Source organism: Pseudomonas sp. PDM19, from assembly GCF_014852215.1.
GTDB lineage: Bacteria > Pseudomonadota > Gammaproteobacteria > Pseudomonadales > Pseudomonadaceae > Pseudomonas.
This window is the reverse complement of sequence record NZ_JACVBG010000002.1, coordinates 595,021-615,945: the sequence shown is the minus strand read 5'-3', so window position 1 is coordinate 615,945 and position 20,925 is coordinate 595,021. Positions and strand designations below refer to the sequence as shown.

Below are 20,925 nucleotides of genomic sequence, written 5' to 3'. Positions count from 1 at the left end.
GCTCCGCTTGCTTAAGGGGTGGGCTCAGGCGATGGTGCGCCAGTCGAGTCCAGAATGCTGATCGGCTACCTGCAGCCAGTCCGGGTCGCACCCAAGGGTGTCGACGAAGCTTTGCCGGGCCAGCTGCGGCGAGTTGTTCTTTTCGCTGAGATGCGCCAGCACCAGGTGCTGCAAGCTTTCCCAGCCCAGCTGGGCCACGAGTTCGGCGGCCTGCCGGTTGTTCAAATGTCCCCACTGGCCGCCTACACGGACCTTGAGTGGGTAGGGATACGGACCGCGGGCCAGCATGTCGGTATCGTGATTCGCTTCGATGATCAACGCATCGAGGCCACGATAGCATTCCAGCACCTGCGCCGTGGCGGCTCCCAGATCGGTGAGCTGGCCAAAGCGCTTCCGGCCATCGGAAAACACGTACTGCAGGGGCTCTCGCGCATCGTGGGAGACGCTCACCGCAGTGACTTCCAGGTCTTTCAGTACCAGGCGGTCGCCGCATTTGAGCAGCCCCGCCGGTGTCACCGGCTTGCGCATTCCCTGCAGGGTGCCGGCGCTGAGGTACACGGGTATTCGATGGTGCCGGGCCAGCAGTTCGACGCCGTTGATGTGATCGGAGTGCTCGTGCGTGACCAGTACCGCGTCCAGCTGCCCGGGCTCTACGCCCAGGCGTGCCAGACGGCGGATGGTTTCACGCAGCGGGAAGCCGCAATCGATCAGTATCCGGGTGTCAGAACTGCTCACCAAGGCCGAATTGCCCCGGCTTCCGCTCCCCAGGACCGCGAAGTGCATTCCGCATACTCTCCTGGAGTTTTTCCAACACACCCTGCGCCACGTCAGCCGGTGCGGAGGTGTTGATGTCTTTGTCGACGGTGATCTGGACGGTGTTGCTCACGCTGGTCAGGCGAACCTGGTAGCGCTGGGCCTTGGCGTCCTCTTCTTCCTTGGTCTTCTCGCCACCGCCGAACAGGCGGCTGAAGAAGCCAGGCTTGTCTTCGTCCTTCTTCTTCGCGCCTTCGGCGATGTTGACGTAGTACACGCCCAGGCTGCGGTTGAGGTCGTCGACACGGATGTCGGCACGATCCAGCGCACGGCCGACGCTGACCCAGGCACGATCGAAATCGGAGTCGACGGTCAGCACCGGGTTGCCGCTGCCGTCCTTGTTCAGCTGGACGGCGCCGGGGGTGTCGTAGTCCGAGTGCGCGGCGAGCAGGGAGACGGAGCCGCCCTTCTCGGCGCTGGTGGCCATGCTGGCGATCATTTCGTCGAGCAGCGCGGCGTCCAGGCTCGGCACAGCCGGCTTGGTCGGCCAATCGCCAGTGGCGGTGCTGCCGGCCGGGCGGGTTTCGCTCAGCACGTAGACTTCACTGGTGTTGGTCTGCACGCCGGGCTCGATGCGCACACGAACGCGCGCTTCGCTGTCTGGCTCGACGCCCGACACACGGCTGCTCAGACGACGCGCCAGGGGCGCGGAGAGCTGCGACAGCGGCTGCCAGTTGGTGCTGAATTCGCCAGTCTGCGGACGTTCGTTGGCGATGGAGAAGCCGTTGTCCTGGAAGAACTGGTGAGCGACCGGCCAGACTTCGGCCGGCGGACGCTGGGCAACCAGCCAGCGCGAGTCGCCGCTCTTCTGCAGGCTGAAGTCGCTGACTTCGCCGGCGCCGGACAGCGGCTGCGGACGCGGCACTTCGAACTCGCCTTCCTTCTCGGTGCTGGTGGCGACGTTCATCGGAATCGGCAGCAGCGGGTCGAGCTGCTTGCTCTGCATGCCCTCGGGCACCTTCATCGGTGCGGTTTCGCGGGCGTTGAGGTAATCGTCGCCACGGTCGCGGAAGTAGCCTTCCGGGCCCCACAGCCAGCCGCAGCCGGAGGTGTTGCCGATAACCAGGGCGAGCGCAGTCAGTCCTGCCAGTCGCTTCATGCGAGGGAGCTCCTTAAGCCAGGACGCCGGTCTGGCGCATGGCCTGACGCAGCGGTTCGTGGCAGCGCGGGCTGAGCCAGGTCAGAGGCAGGCGGATGCCCTCTGGAATCAGCCCCATTTCGTGCAGGGCGAACTTGACCGGGATGGGGTTGGATTCGATGAACAGCGACTTGTGCAGCGGCATCAGGCGATCGTTGATGGCGCGGGCAGCGGCGGCATCGCCACGCATGGCGGCGGCGCAGAGGTCGCTCATGGCGCGCGGGGCGACGTTGGCGGTCACCGAGATGTTGCCCTTGCCGCCCATCAGCATCAGCTCGACGGCGGTGGCGTCGTCACCGGAGTAGACGAGGAAGTCCTTGCCGACGCGATCCAGTACTTCCTTGCCGCGCTGCAGGTCGCCGGTGGCTTCCTTGATGCCGACGATGTTCGGCACCTTGGACAGGCGCTCGACAGTCTCGGGCAGCATGTCGCAGGCGGTACGGCCCGGCACGTTGTAGAGGATCTGCGGGATGGCCACGGCTTCGGCGATGTGGCGGAAGTGCTGGTACAGGCCTTCCTGGGTCGGCTTGTTGTAGTACGGGGTCACCAGCAGGCAGGCGTCTGCACCGCCGGACTTGGCGGCCTCGGTCAGCTCGACGGCTTCGCGGGTGGAGTTGGCGCCGGTGCCGGCGATGACCGGGATACGGCCGTTGACCTGGTCGACGACGCGACGGATGACGTCCAGGTGTTCGTTCACGTCCAGAGTGGCCGATTCACCCGTGGTGCCGACCGCTACGATGGCATTGGTGCCTTCCTGCAGGTGGAAGTCCACCAGCTTGGCGAGGCTGTCCCAATCCAGTCGACCCTGAGCATCGAAGGGGGTGACCAGCGCCACCATACTGCCCGCAATCATGCAACCGCTCCTGCCGGAAAAAGAAAGCCGTAATGGTACTGTCGCCACCGGCCACGCACAAGGTGACGCAGCGACCCGCGAGCGGTCAGACATTCCCCTCATCGGCGCTTTTCGCTACCCTTTCTCCTTTGTCGATGCGGCCCGCTTGGCCGCCACTCCCAGGAAAGCTGCATGTCCACCTCTCACCCTCGTGAACAATTCCTTCTGATCAGCGCTCTGGGCCCGAACCCGATGGAGTTGACCAGCGTGCTGTGCCGCACCTGCGTCGACAACCGCTGCTCGGTGGTCAGCAGCCGCCTGACCCGTCACGGCGAGTTCAGCGCGCTGATCCTGCAGATCTCCGGCAGCTGGGATGCCCTGGCCCGCCTGGAAGGCGGTCTGCCGCCCCTGGCCAAGCGTCACGGCTTCACCCTCAGCGTCACGCGCAGCAATGTCCACGTCACCCGCGCCCAGGCCCTGCCCTATGTGGCCTATGTCAGCGCCGTCTATCGCCCGGACATCCTCAACGAGCTGTGCCAGTTCTTCATCGATCACAACATCGAGCTGGAAAACCTCACCTGCGACACCTACCAGGCGCCGCACACCAACACCAGCATGCTCAACGCCACCATCACCGTGACGCTGCCGGCCGGCACCCAGATCAGCTGGCTGCGCGATCAGTTCCTCGACTTCGCCGATGCGCTGAACCTGGACGCGCTGATCGAACCCTGGCGTCCGCAGCATCCGTAAGGATGCTCCCAAGGAGAAAATTCCCATGGCAGTCGAACTGAACAAACCCGTGGCCGATTTCCAGGCCCCGGCCACCAGCGGCGTCGAATTCCGCCTGTCCGAACTCAAGGGCAAGCAGGTCGTCCTGTACTTCTACCCCAAGGACAGCACCCCTGGCTGCACCACCGAAGGCCAGGGCTTCCGCGACAGGATCGAGGACTTCGCCAAGGCCAACACCCTGGTGTTCGGCGTCTCCCGCGATGGCATCAAGTCCCACGAGAACTTCAAGGCCAAGCAGTGCTTCCCCTTCGAGCTGATCAGCGACAAGGATGAGGCCGTCTGCCAGCTGTTCGACGTGATCAAGCTGAAGAAGCTCTACGGCAAGGAATACATGGGCGTGGACCGCAGCACCTTCCTGATCGACGCCAAGGGCGTGCTGCGCCAGGAATGGCGCGGCGTGAAAGTACCCGGGCATGTGGACGCCGTGCTCGCTGCCGCTCAAGCGCTGAACCAGTAAGCCGCTGAGCCGGCGCCAATGAAAAAGGCCGCTGATCAGCGGCCTTTTTCGTTTACATCATCGGGCTGACTTGCGGCTCCAATGGCGGCTGTCGCGGCCAGGCATCCAGCACGGCCTTCACCAGAGTCGCCAGCGGGATGGCGAAGAACACCCCCCAGAAGCCCCACAGCCCGCCGAACAGCAGCACCGCGCAGATGATCGCCACCGGGTGCAGGTTCACCGCCTCGGAGAACAGCAGCGGCACCAGCACGTTGCCATCCAGCGCCTGGATGATCGCGTGGGCGGCCATCAGGTAGATGAACTGGTCGCTCCAGCCCCACTGGAACAGCGCGATCATCGCCACCGGCACGGTGACCACCACCGCGCCGATGTAGGGCACCACCACCGACAGGCCGACCAGCAGCGCGAGCAGCGCCGCGTAGTTGAGCCCCAGCACCGCGAAGGCGATGTAGGTCGCCACGCCGGTGATGAAGATCTCGATGACCTTGCCACGGATGTAGTTGGCAATCTGCTGGTTCATCTCGTTCCACACCTGCTTCATCAGCCCTCGCTCACGGGGCAGGTAGCGGCGGAACCAGTGGTAGAAGCGGCGGCGGTCCTTGAGGAAGAAGAACACCAGGATCGGCACCAGCACCAGGTAGATCATGATGTTGACCACCACCGGCAGGCCCGACAGGGAGAAGGTCAGCGCCCACTGGCCGAGCTGACCCAGTTCGCTGCGCGCCGCCTCGACGGTGTGCAGCACCTGCTCCTCGGTGACCATGTCCGGGTAGCGCTCGGGCAGCATCAACAGGGTCGCCTGCCACTCGCCGAGCATGCCGGGCAGTTCGTTGAACAGAGTGAACAGCTGCTTCCACAGCAGCGGCACCAGCACCAGCAGGAACACTGCGAGCAGCCCGAGGAACAGCGAATAGACCAGCCACACCGCGAACAGATGTGGCACACGCAGGCGCTCCAGCACGCCGACCATGCCCTGGATGAGGAAGGCGATGACCATCGCCGCCAGCACCGGCGCGAGCATCCCGCCAAAGGTCAGGATGACGGTAAATCCCAGTCCGAGAATGACCGCCAGCACTATCGCCTCCTCGTCGGAGAAATAGCGCTGCATCCAGTCCTGCAAAACCTTGAGCATCAACGAAACCTGCGAAACGAATGGGGTAACGTCGCGGTTACCCGCGATCAGGGGCTACTTCTTGCGCAGCCAGTAGCGATAGACGCCGGCTTCGACCTCTTCATGCAGCAGCGAGTGCCCGGCAAGATCGGCGAAAACGCGGAAGTCGCGCTGCGAGCCCGCATCGGTGGCGATCACCTTGAGCACCGCTCCACTGGGAAGCCGGTTCAGCTCCAGCTTGGCCTTGAGCAGCGGCAACGGACAATTGAGACCGCTGGCGTCCAGCTCCGCGTCACAGGCGGGGACGGACGGCGTGGAATCGGACATCGAAACGAACTCCGGGCAGGGCGCCCAAGAATACCGAAAGCGTTGGAAAAGTAACCAGACTCTGCAGAGACGCTGTTCATTAATGAAGCCGTCAGACTCGGGGTTGAAAGGGCCACGGAGCGGAAATACCCGATTCGAATTGCGCCGCACTTCCGCCCTGCAAACTAGGCATAGGCGTAAGCGTGCGGCTAAAGTAGAGCCTTTCTCGGAACGAGCCTTGTGTACATGAAAGTACTCCGCCCTGCCCTGCTGTCGCTCGCTGTCGCCTTCGCCATGCCGGCCCTGGCGGACGACCTGCCTTCCCTGGGGGACGCCAGCTCGTCCATCGTCTCCCCGGAGCAGGAGTTCCAGCTCGGCCGCGCCTGGCTGAGCATGCTGCGCAACCAGGTCGACACGCTCAACGATCCGCAACTCAAGGACTATGTCGAGTCCAGCGTCTACCGCCTGGCCGAGTCCAGCGAACTGCAGGACCACCGCCTGGCGTTCATCCTGATCCGAGACAAACAGATCAACGCCTTCGCCGCCCCTGGCGGCGTGGTCGGCGTCAACGGCGGCCTGTTCATCTATGCCCAGACCGAAGGCGAGTACATCGCAGTACTGGCGCACGAACTCGGCCACCTCAGCCAACGCCACTTCGCCCGCGGCATCGAAGCACAACAGCGCATGCAGGTACCGGTGATGGCCGCCATGCTGGCCGGCATCATCGCCGCCGCCGCCGGCGCCGGTGATGCGGGTATCGCTGCCATCGCCGGCACCCAGGCCGCGGCCATCCAGAACCAACTGCGCTTCTCCCGGCAGAACGAACAGGAAGCCGACCGCGTCGGCGTTGCCACCATGGTCCGCGCCGGCTACGACCCGCGCTCCATGCCCAACATGTTCGAGCGCCTGGCCCGCCAGTACCGTTACGAGGGCAAACCGCCGGAATTCCTGCTGACTCACCCAGTCACCGAATCGCGTATCGCCGACACCCGCAACCGCGCCGAGCAGTACCCCAAGGGCGGCAAGGAAGACTCGCTGCGCTACGAGCTGATGCGCGCCCGCGTCCAGCAGATGTTCGAAGACACGCCGGGCATGGCCAGCAAGCAGTTCCGCGCGCAACTCGACGAAGACCCGAAGAACGACGCTGCGCGCTACGGCCTTGCGCTGTCGCAGACCAAGATCGGCCAGCTCAACGACGCCCGCAGCAACCTGCAGCAGCTGCTGGCCAAGGCGCCCAACGACATCAGCTACAACCTGGCCATGTCCGATCTCGACATCACCGCCAACAAGCTGCCCGACGCCCAGGCGCGGGTGCAGAAGATGCTCGGCCAGTACCCGGACAGCTACCCGCTGATCCAGGCCAATGCCGACCTGATGATGAAGACCAACCGCGCGGCCGATGCCGAGAAAACGCTGTTCAAGCTGTCCCAGCGCCGCCCGCTGGACCCGGACGTGTGGAACCGCCTGGCCGACGCCTGCACCCTGAGTGGCAACGCCATTGGCGTGTACCAGGCCCGCGCGGAGTACTACGCACTCACCGGCGACTACAAGCAGGCGATCGAGCAGCTGGACTTCGCCAAGCGCCGCGCCGGCGGCAACTTCACCCTGGCCGCGCGCCTGGATGCCCGCCAGCAGGAGTTCCGCGAGCAGGAGCGCATCCTCAAGGAAATGATGGGACGCTGAGCCCTTCTCCCGCCCACAAAAAAGCCCGGCATCTGCCGGGCTTTTTCATTCACGCATGCTGATCAGGCATTGCCCGCCAGCTTCAACTTCGCCGCCTGGGTAAAGTCGAGCATGCGCTTGAGCGGCTTGATTGCCTTGGGAATCAGCGCCGGGTCGACGAAGATTTCGCCCGAGCCGTCCTTCAGGCACGCCAGGGTGCGCTCCAGGGTGTTCATGGCCATCCACGGGCAGTGCGCACAGCTGCGGCAGGCCGCGCCGTTGCCGGCGGTGGGCGCCTCGATGAATTCCTTGTCCGGGCACAGCTGCTGCATCTTGTAGAAGATGCCGCGGTCGGTGGCGACGATGAAGCGTTTGTTCGGCAGCGTTTGCGCGGCCTTGATCAGCTGGCTGGTGGAGCCCACGGCATCGGCCAGGTCCACCACCGCCTCCGGCGACTCCGGGTGCACCAGGATCGCGGCGTCCGGGTAGATCGCCTTGAGGTCTTCCAGCTGCTTGGCCTTGAACTCCTCGTGAACGATGCAGGCACCGTCCCAGAGCAGCATGTCGGCGCCAGTCTCGCGCTGGATATAGCGACCCAGGTGCTGGTCCGGCGCCCAGAGGATCGGCTCGCCGTTGTCCATCAGGTGCTCGACGATCTCCACAGCACAACTGGAGGTCACCACCCAGTCGGCGCGCGCCTTCACGGCTGCCGAGGTGTTCGCGTAGACCACCACGGTGCGCTCGGGATGCTGGTCGCAGAAAGCGGAGAACTCTTCCACCGGGCAGCCCAGGTCCAGCGAGCAGGTCGCCTCCAGGGTCGGCATCAGTACGCGCTTTTCCGGGTTGAGAATTTTCGCGGTCTCACCCATGAAGCGAACACCGGCGACCACCACGGTCTGCGCCGAATGCTGGTTGCCAAAACGGGCCATTTCCAGCGAGTCGGAAACGCAGCCGCCGGTCTCTTCGGCCAGCGCCTGGATCACCGGGTCACAGTAGTAGTGTGCGACGAGCACGGCGTTCTGCGCCTTCAGCTCGGCGGCGATGGCCGCACGGTAGTCGGCTTCCTCCTGCACGCTCAGCACCCGCGGCTGCTTCGCCGCCAGATGGGCCTGGACCAGCAGGCGTTCGGAAATCTGGGACATCGTGTGAAAACCTCAACAGGCACGGTCTGATTATGCCGGCGATTTTATCACCACCGCCTTACGACGCGGTGCACCGTGGATGGCCATACGGCAGACTTTTTCCGGCACATGGCAAAAGCCCCGTGATCTTTCGATCACGGGGCTTTTGTCTTACATGTTGGTGGGTCGTGTGGGATTCGAACCTACGACCAATTGGTTAAAAGCCAACTGCTCTACCGACTGAGCTAACGACCCAACGTGGGGCGTATAATACTGATTTCTAACGCAAAAACAACACCCTTCGAAAACTTTTTTCAGAAATATCGCGTCGGGTCGGAAATTCCCGCGGCCAAAAAGCCCTCGGAACGCAGTCGGCAGCTGTCGCATTTACCGCACGCACGCCCGTCATCATCGGCCTGATAGCAGGAAACCGTCAGGCTGTAATCCACGCCCTGGGCGATGCCCGCCTCGATGATCTGCGCCTTGGAAAGGAACTGCAGCGGCGCCTGAATGCGGAAGCCGTCGCCCTCCACACCGGCCTTGGTAGCCAGGTTGGCCATGCGCTCGAAAGCCTCGACGAACTCGGGACGACAATCCGGGTAGCCGGAATAATCCACGGCGTTCACGCCGATGAAGATATCCCGCGCACCGAGCACCTCCGCCCACCCCAGCGCGAGCGAAAGGAAAACGGTATTGCGCGCCGGCACGTAGGTGACCGGGATACCTTCGCTGGGTGCCTCGGGCACATCGATGCGGCTATCGGTCAGGGCGGAGCCGCCGATGCCGTTCAGGTTCAGGCCGATCACCTTGTGCTCGATCACGCCCTGCTGGCGAGCGACCCGCTCGGCTGCCTGCAACTCGGCACGGTGACGCTGTCCGTAATCGAAACTCATGGTGTAGCAGTCGTAGCCTTCTGCCTTGGCCATGGCGACCACGGTCGCGGAGTCCAGGCCGCCGGAGAGCAGGATTACGGCTTTCTTGTCGTTCATGGATGGCTTGATGGACATGAGAAGGTCTCCTCCGCGCTCAATGGCCCGGCTCGTCGTTCCAGAGAATCTTGTGCAACTGCAGTTGCAGGCGCACTGGCAAGTTGTCGCTGACGATCCAGTCGGCCAGCTCACGCGCGTGCACTTCGCGGTGGCTGGGCGAGAACAGCACCTCGCCGGCTCGTTGCTCCAGGCGGTACTCGATCAGCTTGGACACCGCCCAGTCATAGTCCTCGCGGGAGCAGATGACGAACTTCACCTGATCGTTGGACGTCAGCTCGCCGATGTTCTCGTAGCGATTGCGCACCACCTCCCCGGAGCCCGGAGTTTTCAGGTCGAGGATGCGGCTGACGCGGCGGTCGGTGGCGGAGATATCCAGCGCACCACTGGTTTCCAGCGAAACCTCATAGCCGGCATCGCACAGGCGCTCGAGCAGCGGGATGCAATTGGGCTGAGCCAAAGGCTCGCCGCCGGTCACGCAGACGTAGCGCGGGCGGTACTGGGCAACCTGGTCAAGGATGGCGTCGAGTGACTGGATTTCACCGCCGCTGAAGGCATAGGCGGTATCGCAGTAATTGCAGCGCAGGGGACAGCCGGTCAGGCGAACGAACACAGTCGGCAAGCCGGCGGTGCGCGTCTCCCCCTGCAGCGAGTAGAAAATCTCGGTAATGCGCAGGATCTGTTGCATATCAGCCACGGGCGTGACGGCTACACAGACCATCCGCCTCCGTTGCGTTGGAGTCGTGGGCGCGCTCACTGGGCGCCCGGCAAGCCCGGAACACTGCAGACATCAGCCGAGCTGAAACCACTGGTGCTTTCCGGGGGGCGGGAATTCTAACGAAAAAACCCGCGACGGGCGCGGGTTTTCGGACAGTGCGGTGCGGAGCCTTACTTGAGGTTCTTCAGGTCACGCTGGGACAGCTGGGCGGCGGAAGAGCCCGGATACTGGGCCACGACCTGCTGCAGGATGCCACGGGCCTTGTCGGTATTGCCCAGGCGGCGCTCGACATCAGCGAGCTTGTACAGCGAGTCCGGCACCTTGGCGCTGCTCGGGTAGGCCTGGCTGACGCGAGCGAAGGCCTGGCCGGCGCCCTGCAGGTCACCCTTGGCGAGATTTACCTCGCCAAGCCAGTACTGTGCGTTGCCAGCATACTGGCTGTTTGGATACTTGCGCAGGAAGGCGCCGAAGGCCTGGCTGGCCTTGTCGAAATCCTTGGCCTTGATCAGGTCAAAGGAGGCGTCGTAGTAAAGCTTTTCTTTTGCCGGGTCACCCGGCTCGCTGCTGGCAGCGGGCTGCTGTTGCTGGGCGGCGGCTACGCCTGCCCCGGCGGCAGCTCCGGCACTGGCGCCGGCAGCGGAGGAATCCTGTTGAACAGCAGCACCGGCCGCTCCTGCACCTGCACCGCTGGAAAGGCGGCTGTCGATGTCCTGGAAGCGTTCCTGGTTTTCCTGCTTCATTTGCTGGATCTGGTTCTGCTGCTCTTCGAGCATGCCGCGCAGACGGGACATCTCGTCCTGCATCTGCTGCAGCTGCATGAACAGCTGAGCCTGACCGGAGACGGGAGTAGTCATCCCGCCTCCGGCGTAGGCGCCATCGGCGCCTGCGGTGCCATAACCCGAAGGCGGTGTGCTGGCATAGCCACCATTACCGTCCTGTACCGGAACCGCGGCTGCCGCCATGAGGGGCAGTCCGCATGCGATCAAGGTCAGAAAACGCAGGCGCATCGGCATCAGGTCTTACTTCTTCAGCTCAACGCGACGGTTCTGGGCCCAGGACTGCTCGTCGTGGCCAGTGGCAACCGGACGCTCTTTGCCGTAGGAAACCAGTTCCAGCTGAGCCGGGGAAACGCCCTGCAGTACCAGGTAGCGCTGTACGGCCTTGGCACGACGCTCGCCCAGAGCCATGTTGTACTCGCGGGTGCCGCGCTCGTCAGTGTGACCTTCCAGGACTACGCGCTGGCCGGAACCTTTCAGGTCCTTGGCGTGTACGTCCAGGGCACGCATGGCTTCCGGCTTCAGGTCGGAGCTGTCGTACTCGAAGTAGAAGGTGGTGATAGCGCGCAGAGCGGCTTCGTCGCTCAGGGAGCCGTCAACGGCACCGCTGTTGGCGCCGTAGCCAGCGTTCGGATCAACGCCGCCATTGGCGCCTTCGCCAGTAGCATCGCCTTTCTTGGACGAACAGCCGACGGCAACAGCCATGGCGAGGGCGATAACGGCAAATTTGCCGAATTTCAGCATTTCCATCATGTAACTCCTAATGAACCCCAGTGTATAAATTTGAAACAGTTGGCAACCGTCAGTTCAGGTAAGGGGACCAGGAAGGCTCGCGCACGTCGCCTTGAGCGGTGGGTAGCGGTAACCGAACACGTCCGTTGATGCTCACGAGCATCAACACGCCCCGGTCCTGCTGGCGGGTGGCATATATTAGCATCGTGCCATTTGGCGCAACAGTGGGCGAATCATCCAGGTTGGTGTTGGAAAGTACCCGGAGATTACCGCGCTGAAGGTCCTGCGCCGCGATCTGGAAGTTGGTGAAACCGTCCTGGCGGTGAACCATGACCAGGGTCTTCTCGTCCGCCGACAGTTTCGGGTTGGCGTTGTAGTTGCCGATGAAGGTCACACGGTCGGTAGCGCCCGAGTTCACGTTCATCTTGTAGATCTGCGGCTTGCCGCCACGATCCGAGGTGAAGTACAGGGTCGAGCCGTCCGCGCCCCAGAAGGGTTCGGTGTCGATCGCCGAATTGTTGGTCAGGCGACGCAGCTGGCGGCTGCCCAGGTCCATCACGTAGATCTCCGGGTTGCCGTCACGCGACAGCACGAAGGCCAGGCGGTTGCCGTCCGGCGAGAAGGCCGGGGCGCCATTGAGGCCTTCGAAGTTGGAAATCTGCTCGCGGCGACCGGTGTCGACGTACTGCATGAAGATGCGCGGACGCTTCTGCTCGAAGGACACGTAGGCGATGCGACGGCCATCGGGCGAGAAGCGCGGCGAGAGGATCGGCTCGCGCGACTGCAGCAGGGTCACCGGGCGGGCGCCATCATAGTCGGAGCGCTGCAGGGTATAGCGGGTGTTGTCCACCGAGAAGCGCTCTGCGGTCACGTAGAGCATCTTGGTGGAGAACGCCCCCTTGATGCCGGTGAGCTTCTCGAACGACTGGTCGGCGATGTAGTGCGACATGTCGCGCAGCTGGTCGGTGGTGCCGCCCACGCTGCCGGTCAGGACCTGCTCCTGGGTCGACACGTTGAGCAGGGCGTACTGGATCTGCAGGCGGCCGCCACTGGGGACGATGCTGCCGACCAGGACGTACTGCGCACCGAGGGCCTGCCAGTCGCGGTAGATCACCTCGCTGGCCTGGGCCGGCTGGCTGATCATGTTCTGGCGCGGGATCGGCTCGAAATAACCGGAGTTGCGCAGGTCGCTGCCGATGATGTTCGACATGTCTTCGGGCAGGACGTTGCCGCCCTGCCAGCCGAACGGAACCACGGCAATCGGGACGGCCGAGTCACGACCGCTGGAGATCACCAGCGGGTCGGCGGCCTGCGCTGCGCCGGCCACCAGGGCCAGGGCGAAGAGCGCGAAGCGAATCAGGGTACTCACAGATCTAAATCCTCCGGTTTGAAGACCATTCGGCGCTGACGATACAGGCTATCGAAAGTGGCACGATCCAGTTTTTGCAGTTCGGGAACACGGCCCACGTTTTTGACCGCTGCCACCGCCGAATCGTCGAACGGTTTGTCACCACTGGAGCGGGTTACGCTTACGCCGGTGATCGCCCCGCTCGGCAGCATCTGAATCAGCACTTCTACGCTCATTCCGTTACGAGCTGAAGGAGGACGGCTCCACTGCTGGCTCACCAGGCTGACGATCAGATCGTCGAAGTTGCCCGCCACCTCGTCACCTTGCTCGTCGGCCAGGGCCTGTTGCCGTTGCGTGTCGTTGGACAGCAGGTCGGCCAGCGCCTGGGCCTTCTTGTCTTCCGTGGCCTTGCGGGCTGCGGCAGCGGCTGCAGCAGCAGCCTTCTTCTTCGCAGCCTCGACCGCGGCAGCCTTCTTCTTGGCATCATCCGCGGCGGCTTTTTTCTTCGCGTCCTCGGCGGCCTTCTTCTTGGCCTCCTCGGCAGCTTTCTTCTTCGCCTCTTCAGCGGCCTCTTTCTTGGCCTCTTCCTCGGCTTTCTTCTTGGCGATATCCGCCTGCTGTTTCTGCTCGGCAGCCTTGGCCTCAGCCGCTTTCTTGGCGGCTGCGGCAGCATCGGCCACCTTCTTGGCGTCGTCTGCCTTCTTGGCTTCAGCGGCTTTCTCGGCGGCATCTGCAGCCTTTTGAGCCGCATCGGCCTTCTTTTGTTCCTCGGCTTTCGCAGCAGCCAATGCCTGCTGCTCAGCCTTCTTCTGCTCGAGCTGCTCCTGCTCGTATTGCTTGGCCGAAGTCTTCTTCGCCTCGCCGGCTATCTTCTGGTTGGTCTGCTGGGTCGCCTGGCTCTTGGACTTCAGCTGGTACAGCGTAGCCTGGACGATCGGCCGCGAAGGCGGCAGTTCAGGCGTACTGGCCCAGCTGACGAACAGCATGGCGAAGATCAGGACGTGCAGAGCCACGGCCAGGACCGTTGGCCAGAAGTAGCCTTCCGATTGAGAGCGCTCGAGCTGGTGCATCAACTACCTGGTGCCTCGGTAATCAGACCGACGTTGCCGACTCCGGCTTTCTGCAGACCGCCCATGACGGCCATGACAGAGCCATAGTCGACTGCCTTGTCCCCACGGACGAAGACCTGGACTTTCTTACCCTGACTGCTGTTTTGCGCCATGATCGCGGTAGCCGCGGTCACCAGCTGATCGAGGTCAACGGCAGTCTGGCTGGCCTTGCCCTGATCCGGGTCCACTTCGGAGCCCATGTTCCAGTAGTAGGTCTTGTCGGCCTTGATGGAGATGGTGAGCACGCGGGAATCGTTATCCTGCGGCAGCGCTTCGCTGGAAACCTTGGGCAGGTCGACCTTGACGCCCTGGTTGAGCATGGGCGCGGTCACCATGAAAATGACCAGCAGTACCAACATCACGTCGATGTAGGGCACCACGTTCATTTCCGCGACCGGCTTGCGCTTGTGACGAACTCTTGCCATGACGGCTTACCTCTTGGTCGTCGATCAATCGTCGCTGGTGTGCACTTTGCGGTGCAGGATCGCCTGGAACTCGTCGGCGAAGGTGTAGTAGCGACCGATGAGCATTTCCGAGCGGGCGGCGAAACGGTTGTAGGCGATGACCGCGGGGATGGCCGCGAACAGGCCGATGGCGGTGGCGATCAGCGCTTCGGCAATACCCGGCGCCACGGTGGCGAGGGTGGCCTGCTGCACGGTGGCCAGGCCACGGAAGGAGTTCATGATCCCCCACACGGTGCCGAACAGACCGATGTACGGGCTGGTGGAACCGACGGTGGCGAGGAACGGCAGGCTGGTTTCCAGCTTCTCTTCCTCGCGGGAAATGGCGACGCGCATCGCGCGGGAAACGCCTTCCATCACCGCATCCGGGTCAACGCCGGCCTGCTGGCGCAGACGGGAGAATTCCTTGAAGCCGGCACGGAAGATCTGCTCGACCCCCGAATCCGGATCGGGGTTGCTGCCCGCCTGACGATAGAGCTTGGACAGGTCAATGCCCGACCAGAAGCGCTCTTCGAAAGTTTCCAGGGCCTTCTTCGCCGAGCGCATCATGTTGCTGCGCTGGAAAATCATGATCCAGGAAGTGACCGATGCGGCCACCAGGGTCAGCATCACCAGCTGTACCACGACGCTGGCGTTACTGATCAAGCTCCACATGGAAGTATGGTCGACGACGTTCGGTTCCACGTTAATCTCCTGCTGAAAGGGTGTCCGGACTGCCGGCAAATGCCGCACGCAACACATCTGGGATAGCGCGGGGTTTCAGGTTGTCCGCCCGCACGCACGCCACCAGGAATCGCCCCTCGCAGAGCAAGGTCGAATCCGACGCCCGTCGAACCTGTTGACGAAACTTCAGGCTCGCACGGTTCAACTCCTCCACCTCGACGCTGACAAGCAGCTCGTCATCCAGGCGGGCCGGCGCGTGATAGCGCGCCTCAGCCGAATGAACGACGAAAAGCAGGTTCTCCCCCGCCAGCTGTGACTGGGCGAAGCCCAGATCACGCAGCCGCTCGGTACGAGCCCGCTCCATGAACTTGAGGTAGTTGACGTAGTAGACGATGCCGCCGGCATCGGTGTCCTCGTAATAGACCCGATACCGCTGCTGGAACGGCTGACCCCCGTGTTGCGCGCGCATACTCTAGAACCAAGTAAAGACTTTGCCAATCGGCAATCGTCTACAAATGCAATTAATTACCATCTTCAGGGACGAACAGATCCGATGTCGTCCCCTCCCCCATCCGCTTCGGCACATTCAAGCCGAAATGCAGGTACGCATGCCGGGTCACTACACGCCCCCGAGGTGTGCGCATGATATAGCCTTGCTGGATCAGATAGGGCTCCAGCACGTCTTCAATCGTGTGTCTTTCTTCGCTGATGGCCGCCGCGAGGTTGTCGATCCCCACCGGGCCACCGTCGAACTTGTCGATCATGGTCAGCAGCAGGCGGCGATCCTGGTGATCGAAGCCTCTTTCATCCACGTCCAGCAGGTTCAGCGCCTTGTCGGCGATGTCGCTGCTGATGTGGCCGGTGCCGCGCACCTCGGCGAAATCCCGCACCCGCCGCAGCAGGCGGTTGGCGATCCGCGGCGTACCGCGCGCGCGCCGGGCAATCTCGTAGGCGCCCGCCGGCTCGATCTCCAGACCGAGGATGCCCGCCGAACGGGCGACGATGCTGGACAGGTCGTCCACACCGTAGAACTCCAGACGCTGCACGATACCGAAGCGGTCACGCAGCGGGTTGGTCAGCATGCCGGCGCGAGTGGTCGCCCCCACCAGAGTGAAGGGCGGCAGATCGAGCTTGATCGAACGCGCAGCCGGGCCCTCGCCGATCATGATGTCCAGCTGGAAGTCTTCCATGGCCGGATACAGCACTTCCTCGACGATGGGCGAGAGGCGGTGAATCTCGTCCACGAACAGCACGTCGTTGGGTTCGAGGTTGGTCAGCAGCGCCGCCAGATCGCCAGGCCGCTCCAGCACCGGGCCGGAAGTGCTCTTGATCGAAACCCCCATTTCCTGGGCGATGATGTTCGCCAGGGTGGTCTTGCCCAGGCCGGGCGGGCCGAAGATCAGCGTGTGATCGAGGGCCTCCTGGCGCCCACGGGCCGCCTGGATGAACAACTCCATCTGTTCACGCACCACCGGCTGACCGACGTAGTCGGCCAGCTTCAGCGGGCGGATGGCGCGGTCGAGCTGCTCTTCGCGGTCACGACCGGTTACAGAGGAGATCAGGCGATCGGCTTCGATCATCGATGGCTACCTAGACCATGCCCTTGAGGGCACGACGGATGAGTTCTTCGCTGGACAAGCCTTCCTCCTGCACGGCAGCCACGGCGCGGCTCGCCTCCTGGGGTTTGAAGCCCAGCGCGATCAGCGCACTGACCGCATCGGACTCGGCGCTTGAGACTGCGGCAACCAGTCGGGGTTCCACCACCAACGGCGCGATGGAAGGAATATTTTCCCACGCCTTGAAGCGATCTTTCAGCTCCACCAGCAGGCGTTCGGCAGTCTTCTTGCCCACGCCCGGAATCTTCACCAGGGTGGAAGTATCCTGCGCCTGCACGCAACGCACCAGCTCATCGACTTCCAGCCCCGACATCAGCGCCAGCGCCAGCTTCGGGCCCACGCCATTGAGGCGGATCAGCTCGCGGAACAGCTCGCGCTCGCGCTTCTCGGCAAAGCCGTAGAGCAGGTGGGCATCCTCGCGCACCACGAGATGGGTGTGCAGGGTCACCGGCTCGCCCAGGCTCGGCAGGCGATACAGGGTGGTCATCGGCACTTCGAGCTCGTAGCCCACGCCATTCACATCGACGATCAGGTGCGGCGGTTGTTTTTCCGCCAGGGTGCCACGCAGGCGTCCAATCACGGGTGTTTGTCCTTGCTCAATGTTTTTCCGGATATCACAGGCGCAAGCGTCCGCCACGTCGGCGGGCGCCTACCAGGCCGTGTGGCACCAGACTCTGCCGGGTGTGCGCGTGGCACAGGGCGATGGCCAGGGCGTCGGAGGCGTCGATCTGCGGCTTCTGCACAAGCTTGAGCAAGTGCATGACCATCATCTGGACCTGCTGCTTGTCCGCACCTCCGGTGCCGGCAATCGCCTGCTTGACCTGGCTCGCCGTGTACTCGGCGATCTGCAAGCCTTCTTCCGCTGCCGCGACTATCGCCGCGCCGCGCGCCTGCCCCAGCTTCAACGCCGAGTCGGCGTTACGCGCCATGAACACCTGCTCGATGCCCATCATGGTCGGCTGGTAGGTCTGGATGACCTCGCGCACGCCACGGAAGACGATCTGCAGGCGCTCGAACAGTTCGCCGTTGCCGGTACGGATGCAGCCCGATGCCACGTACTCGCAGCCACGGCCGGTGTCGCGCACCACGCCGAAGCCGGTTATCCGTGAACCTGGGTCGATACCGAGAATCAGGGTCATGTCCGTCCGATCAAACCTTGTCCGTAACCTGTACTTCAGATAACAAAAACCGGAAGCGGGAGGCGCCGCTGACGACCACTCCCGCTTCCGGCTTCAGACCAGCGCCGGTGGAGGGATCAGCCCAGCTGGGCCATCACCTCGTCCGGGATTTCCGCATTGGAGTAGACGTTCTGCACGTCGTCCAGGTCTTCGAGCATGTCGATCAGCTTGAGGACCTTCTGCGCGGTGTCCAGGTCCAGGGCCGCAGTGGTCGACGGGATCATGGTGATCTCGGCGTCTTCGCCCTTGAAACCGGCTTCGGTCAGCGCTTCGTTGACCGAGATGAAATCGGCGAAGGCGGTGAAGACATCGATGGAGCCGTCATCGTTGACCACCACGTCGTCGGCGCCGGCTTCCAGCGCGGCATCCATCAGAGCTTCCTCGTTCACGCCCGGCGCATAGCTGATCTGGCCCTTGCGCTCGAACATGTAGGCCACCGAACCATCGGTACCCAGGTTGCCGCCGCACTTGCTGAAGGCATGACGCACTTCGGCCGCGGTGCGGTTGCGGTTGTCGGTCATCGCTTCGACGATGATCGCCACGCCGCTGGGTGCGTAACCTTCGTAGGTCAGCTCGGCCATGTTGTCCGCTTCGCTGGAGCCCACGCCGCGCTGGATGGCGCGATCGATGGTGTCGCGGGTCATGTTGGCGGTCAGCGCCTTGTCCACGGCCAAGCGCAGACGCGGGTTGTCCGCCGGGATCCCCCCGCCCTGCTTGGCAGCGACGGTCAGCTCACGAATGAGCTTGGTGAATATCTTGCCCTTCTTGGCATCCTGACGTTCCTTGCGGTGCTTGATGTTGGCCCATTTGGAATGACCAGCCATAACTCACTCCGTATCACTTGTTTGCTTCGCTCGCGGCGCCCGGTTTGCGGGCGCCGCGGCAATCTGGATCGACTTACTCGGCGGCCTTCTGCTGCTCGCGGAGGCGGATGTTCAGCTCGCGCAGAGCCTTGGCATCCACAGTGCCCGGAGCCTGGGTCATGACGTCGCCGGCGCTCTGGGTTTTCGGGAAGGCGATGACTTCGCGGATCGAGGCCGCGCCGGTCATCAGCATCACCAGACGGTCCAGGCCGAAGGCCAGGCCACCGTGCGGCGGTGCGCCGTACTTGAGGGCGTCGAGGAGGAAGCCGAACTTCTCTTCCTGCTCCGCATCATCGATGCCGAGCACGCGGAACACCGCCTGCTGCATGGACTTGTCGTGGATACGGATGGAACCACCGCCCAGCTCGGTACCGTTGAGCACCATGTCGTAGGCACGGGACAGCTTGCCGGCCGGGTTGGCCTCGAGCTCTTCCGGGGTGCACTTGGGCGCGGTGAACGGGTGGTGCAGGGAAGTCAGGCTGCCGTCGTCGTTCTCTTCGAACATCGGGAAGTCCACGACCCACATCGGCGCCCACTCCTTGGTGAGCAGGTTGAGGTCATGGCCGACCTTGATGCGCAGCGCACCCAGGGCGTCGCAGACGATCTTGGCCTTGTCGGCACCGAAGAACACGATGTCGCCATCGACCGCGCCAACGCGATCGAGGATCTCGTTCAGGTTCGGCTCGGCGATGTTCTTCACGATCGGCGACTGCAGGCCTTCCACGCCCTTGGCGCGTTCGTTGACCTTGATGTAGGCCAGGCCCTTGGCACCGTAGATGCCGACGAACTTGGTGTAGTCGTCGATCTGCTTGCGCGGCATGCTCGCACCGCCCGGAACGCGCAGGGCGGCAACGCGGCCCTTCGGATCGTTGGCCGGGCCGGAGAAGACCTTGAACTCGACGTCTTTGAGCTGATCGGCCACGTCGACCAGTTCCAGCGGAATGCGCAGGTCAGGCTTGTCCGAACCGTAGCGGCGCATGGCCTCTTCGAACGGCATGTGCGGGAATTCGTCGAACTCGACGTTCAGCACTTCCTTGAACAGCTGGCGAACCATCTTCTCGGTGATCTCGATGATGTCGCTTTCTTCGAGGAAGCTGGTCTCGATGTCGATCTGGGTGAATTCCGGCTGGCGGTCGGCACGCAGGTCTTCATCGCGGAAGCACTTGGCGATCTGGTAGTAGCGGTCGAAACCGGCCACCATCAGCAGCTGCTTGAACAGCTGGGGCGACTGCGGCAGGGCGAAGAAGTGACCCGGGTAGGTGCGGCTCGGCACCAGGTAGTCACGCGCGCCTTCCGGAGTCGGGCGACCGAGGATCGGGGTTTCCACGTCGAGGAAACCGTTGTCGTCCAGATAGCGGCGGATGCTGCTGGTGATGCGCGCACGCAGCTTCAGCTTGGCGGCCATCTCCGGGCGACGCAGGTCGATGAAGCGGTAGCGCAGGCGGGTTTCCTCGCCCACGTCGGAGTATTCGTCCAGCGGGAACGGCGGGGTTTCGGCCTGGTTCAGCACTTCCAGTTCATGTCCCAGCACTTCGATGGCGCCGGAAGCCATGTTCGAGTTGCGCGCGCCTTCAGGGCGCAGGCGCACCTTGCCGGTGATCTTCACCACGTACTCGCTGCGCACACGGTCGGCCTTGGCGAAGGTCTCGACGCGATCCGGGTCGAATACCACCTGGGCCAGACCTTCACGATCACGCACGTCGAGGAAGATCACCCCGCCGTGGTCGCGGCGACGGTGTACCCAACCGCAAAGAGTGACTACCTGGCCGTCCAGGCTCTCGTTCAACTGGCCGCAATAGTGGCTGCGCATCATGGTGTGTTTCGCTTCTCGAAAGTCTTGAATTCTAGGGAACCGCTCATTCGCTGGCGGAGCAGGCGCCGGCACCGCAACCGGTGGCCGGACAGACCGCTGGAGCATCGCCGGAGGCCAGGTTCTTCTTCGCTCCGGTCTTGAAGTCGGTCTCGTACCAACCGCTGCCGCCCAGGCGGAAGCCCGGAGCCGACAACATCTTCTTCAATTCGGGAGCCATGCAGGCCGGACAATCGACCAACGGCGCATCGCTGATCTTCTGCAGCGATTCCAGCTGATGCGCGCAGGACTGGCACTGGTACTCGTAAATCGGCATGGAACACCTTGGCTGTGTAACGCCACGGGTCCGCGTCCCGCGGCAAAGAGGCCGATTATAGCCTGAAAAATCCACGGGTTGCAGCCGGACTCCGGTGGCGGAAAAGCCAGCCGGACGCAC

At 63.4% G+C, this 20,925-nt stretch carries 24 protein-coding genes and 1 tRNA gene; 3 read left to right on the top strand and 22 right to left on the bottom strand.

Going from position 1 to position 20,925, the window contains the following annotated elements:
- Positions 1-24: 24 nt before the first annotated feature.
- Genes IB273_RS11200 through dapA form a run of 3 tightly spaced genes read right to left on the bottom strand, consistent with a single transcriptional unit; the run spans position 25 to position 2,804 of the window.
- On the bottom strand, positions 25-783 hold the full coding sequence (locus tag IB273_RS11200) for an MBL fold metallo-hydrolase (RefSeq protein WP_081520173.1): 759 nt from the start codon (positions 781-783) through the stop codon (positions 25-27).
- Positions 722-1,912 (bottom strand): outer membrane protein assembly factor BamC, encoded by a 1,191-nt coding sequence (gene bamC / locus IB273_RS11195; RefSeq protein ID WP_081520172.1) that lies wholly within the window; start codon positions 1,910-1,912, stop codon positions 722-724. Before bamC ends, IB273_RS11200 begins: the two co-directional genes overlap by 62 nt.
- A gap of 13 nt (positions 1,913-1,925) precedes the next feature.
- Positions 1,926-2,804, bottom strand: a complete 879-nt coding sequence (dapA, locus tag IB273_RS11190) for a 4-hydroxy-tetrahydrodipicolinate synthase (RefSeq protein WP_045210343.1) — start codon at positions 2,802-2,804, stop codon at positions 1,926-1,928.
- 171 nt (positions 2,805-2,975) lie between these two features.
- Here dapA and IB273_RS11185 point away from each other — a divergent pair, with 171 nt between their 5' ends.
- Together IB273_RS11185 and IB273_RS11180 are read left to right on the top strand one after the other, a co-directional pair.
- The gene (locus IB273_RS11185) at positions 2,976-3,533 is read left to right on the top strand and encodes a glycine cleavage system protein R (RefSeq protein ID WP_081520171.1); all 558 of its coding nucleotides are present in this window, start codon (positions 2,976-2,978) and stop codon (positions 3,531-3,533) included.
- A 25-nt stretch (positions 3,534-3,558) separates the two neighbouring features.
- On the top strand, positions 3,559-4,029 hold the full coding sequence (locus tag IB273_RS11180) for a peroxiredoxin (RefSeq protein ID WP_192209780.1): 471 nt from the start codon (positions 3,559-3,561) through the stop codon (positions 4,027-4,029).
- Between the two features lie 52 nt (positions 4,030-4,081).
- Here IB273_RS11180 and IB273_RS11175 read toward each other — a convergent pair whose 3' ends face one another.
- Positions 4,082-5,161: an AI-2E family transporter gene (locus IB273_RS11175; RefSeq protein ID WP_192224081.1), complete on the bottom strand. Its 1,080-nt coding sequence runs from the start codon at positions 5,159-5,161 to the stop codon at positions 4,082-4,084.
- 54 nt (positions 5,162-5,215) lie between these two features.
- Positions 5,216-5,467 (bottom strand): sulfurtransferase TusA family protein, encoded by a 252-nt coding sequence (locus IB273_RS11170; RefSeq protein WP_017522093.1) that lies wholly within the window; start codon positions 5,465-5,467, stop codon positions 5,216-5,218.
- A 225-nt stretch (positions 5,468-5,692) separates the two neighbouring features.
- Between IB273_RS11170 and IB273_RS11165 the strand changes: the two genes are divergently transcribed.
- The gene (locus IB273_RS11165) at positions 5,693-7,129 is read left to right on the top strand and encodes a M48 family metalloprotease (RefSeq protein ID WP_081520168.1); all 1,437 of its coding nucleotides are present in this window, start codon (positions 5,693-5,695) and stop codon (positions 7,127-7,129) included.
- Positions 7,130-7,191: 62 nt separating this feature from the next.
- On the opposite strand, the gene nadA is transcribed toward IB273_RS11165, so the two are convergent.
- From nadA to IB273_RS11080, 17 genes are all read right to left on the bottom strand, one after another.
- Positions 7,192-8,250, bottom strand: a complete 1,059-nt coding sequence (nadA, locus tag IB273_RS11160) for a quinolinate synthase NadA (RefSeq protein ID WP_081520167.1) — start codon at positions 8,248-8,250, stop codon at positions 7,192-7,194.
- A gap of 158 nt (positions 8,251-8,408) precedes the next feature.
- Positions 8,409-8,484: transfer RNA gene (locus tag IB273_RS11155), tRNA-Lys, on the bottom strand.
- 59 nt (positions 8,485-8,543) lie between these two features.
- The gene (gene queC, locus IB273_RS11150) at positions 8,544-9,218 is read right to left on the bottom strand and encodes a 7-cyano-7-deazaguanine synthase QueC (RefSeq protein WP_192224508.1); all 675 of its coding nucleotides are present in this window, start codon (positions 9,216-9,218) and stop codon (positions 8,544-8,546) included.
- A 37-nt stretch (positions 9,219-9,255) separates the two neighbouring features.
- Positions 9,256-9,903, bottom strand: coding sequence for a 7-carboxy-7-deazaguanine synthase QueE (gene queE, locus IB273_RS11145; RefSeq protein ID WP_192224080.1), 648 nt, complete (start codon positions 9,901-9,903; stop codon positions 9,256-9,258).
- A 200-nt stretch (positions 9,904-10,103) separates the two neighbouring features.
- Positions 10,104-10,946, bottom strand: a complete 843-nt coding sequence (ybgF, locus tag IB273_RS11140; RefSeq protein WP_081520165.1) for a tol-pal system protein YbgF — start codon at positions 10,944-10,946, stop codon at positions 10,104-10,106.
- Positions 10,947-10,952: 6 nt separating this feature from the next.
- Positions 10,953-11,459, bottom strand: a complete 507-nt coding sequence (pal, locus tag IB273_RS11135) for a peptidoglycan-associated lipoprotein Pal (RefSeq protein WP_017522099.1) — start codon at positions 11,457-11,459, stop codon at positions 10,953-10,955.
- A 52-nt stretch (positions 11,460-11,511) separates the two neighbouring features.
- Positions 11,512-12,810 (bottom strand): Tol-Pal system beta propeller repeat protein TolB, encoded by a 1,299-nt coding sequence (gene tolB, locus IB273_RS11130; protein ID WP_192209784.1) that lies wholly within the window; start codon positions 12,808-12,810, stop codon positions 11,512-11,514.
- Positions 12,807-13,862 (bottom strand): cell envelope integrity protein TolA, encoded by a 1,056-nt coding sequence (gene tolA, locus IB273_RS11125; protein ID WP_151187985.1) that lies wholly within the window; start codon positions 13,860-13,862, stop codon positions 12,807-12,809. Before tolA ends, tolB begins: the two co-directional genes overlap by 4 nt.
- A complete protein-coding gene (gene tolR / locus IB273_RS11120; RefSeq protein WP_081520162.1) occupies positions 13,859-14,323 on the bottom strand; it encodes a protein TolR in 465 nt (154 codons plus the stop codon). Before tolR ends, tolA begins: the two co-directional genes overlap by 4 nt.
- Before the next feature lie 24 nt (positions 14,324-14,347).
- Complete coding sequence (gene tolQ, locus IB273_RS11115) at positions 14,348-15,043, bottom strand: protein TolQ (protein ID WP_045210353.1); 696 nt, start codon at positions 15,041-15,043, stop codon at positions 14,348-14,350.
- 1 nt (position 15,044) lies between these two features.
- A complete protein-coding gene (ybgC, locus tag IB273_RS11110) occupies positions 15,045-15,491 on the bottom strand; it encodes a tol-pal system-associated acyl-CoA thioesterase (protein ID WP_081520161.1) in 447 nt (148 codons plus the stop codon).
- 52 nt (positions 15,492-15,543) lie between these two features.
- Positions 15,544-16,602, bottom strand: coding sequence for a Holliday junction branch migration DNA helicase RuvB (gene ruvB, locus IB273_RS11105; RefSeq protein ID WP_138215289.1), 1,059 nt, complete (start codon positions 16,600-16,602; stop codon positions 15,544-15,546).
- Between the two features lie 10 nt (positions 16,603-16,612).
- Positions 16,613-17,218, bottom strand: a complete 606-nt coding sequence (ruvA, locus tag IB273_RS11100; protein ID WP_081520159.1) for a Holliday junction branch migration protein RuvA — start codon at positions 17,216-17,218, stop codon at positions 16,613-16,615.
- A gap of 34 nt (positions 17,219-17,252) precedes the next feature.
- Positions 17,253-17,777: a crossover junction endodeoxyribonuclease RuvC gene (gene ruvC, locus IB273_RS11095; RefSeq protein ID WP_081520158.1), complete on the bottom strand. Its 525-nt coding sequence runs from the start codon at positions 17,775-17,777 to the stop codon at positions 17,253-17,255.
- Positions 17,778-17,893: 116 nt separating this feature from the next.
- Complete coding sequence (locus IB273_RS11090; protein WP_192224079.1) at positions 17,894-18,640, bottom strand: YebC/PmpR family DNA-binding transcriptional regulator; 747 nt, start codon at positions 18,638-18,640, stop codon at positions 17,894-17,896.
- A gap of 73 nt (positions 18,641-18,713) precedes the next feature.
- Entirely contained in the window at positions 18,714-20,492 is a 1,779-nt protein-coding gene (gene aspS, locus IB273_RS11085) for an aspartate--tRNA ligase (protein WP_139791666.1), read from the bottom strand.
- A 43-nt stretch (positions 20,493-20,535) separates the two neighbouring features.
- Positions 20,536-20,805 (bottom strand): FmdB family zinc ribbon protein, encoded by a 270-nt coding sequence (locus tag IB273_RS11080; protein WP_081520156.1) that lies wholly within the window; start codon positions 20,803-20,805, stop codon positions 20,536-20,538.
- Between the last annotated feature and the right edge of the window lie 120 nt (positions 20,806-20,925).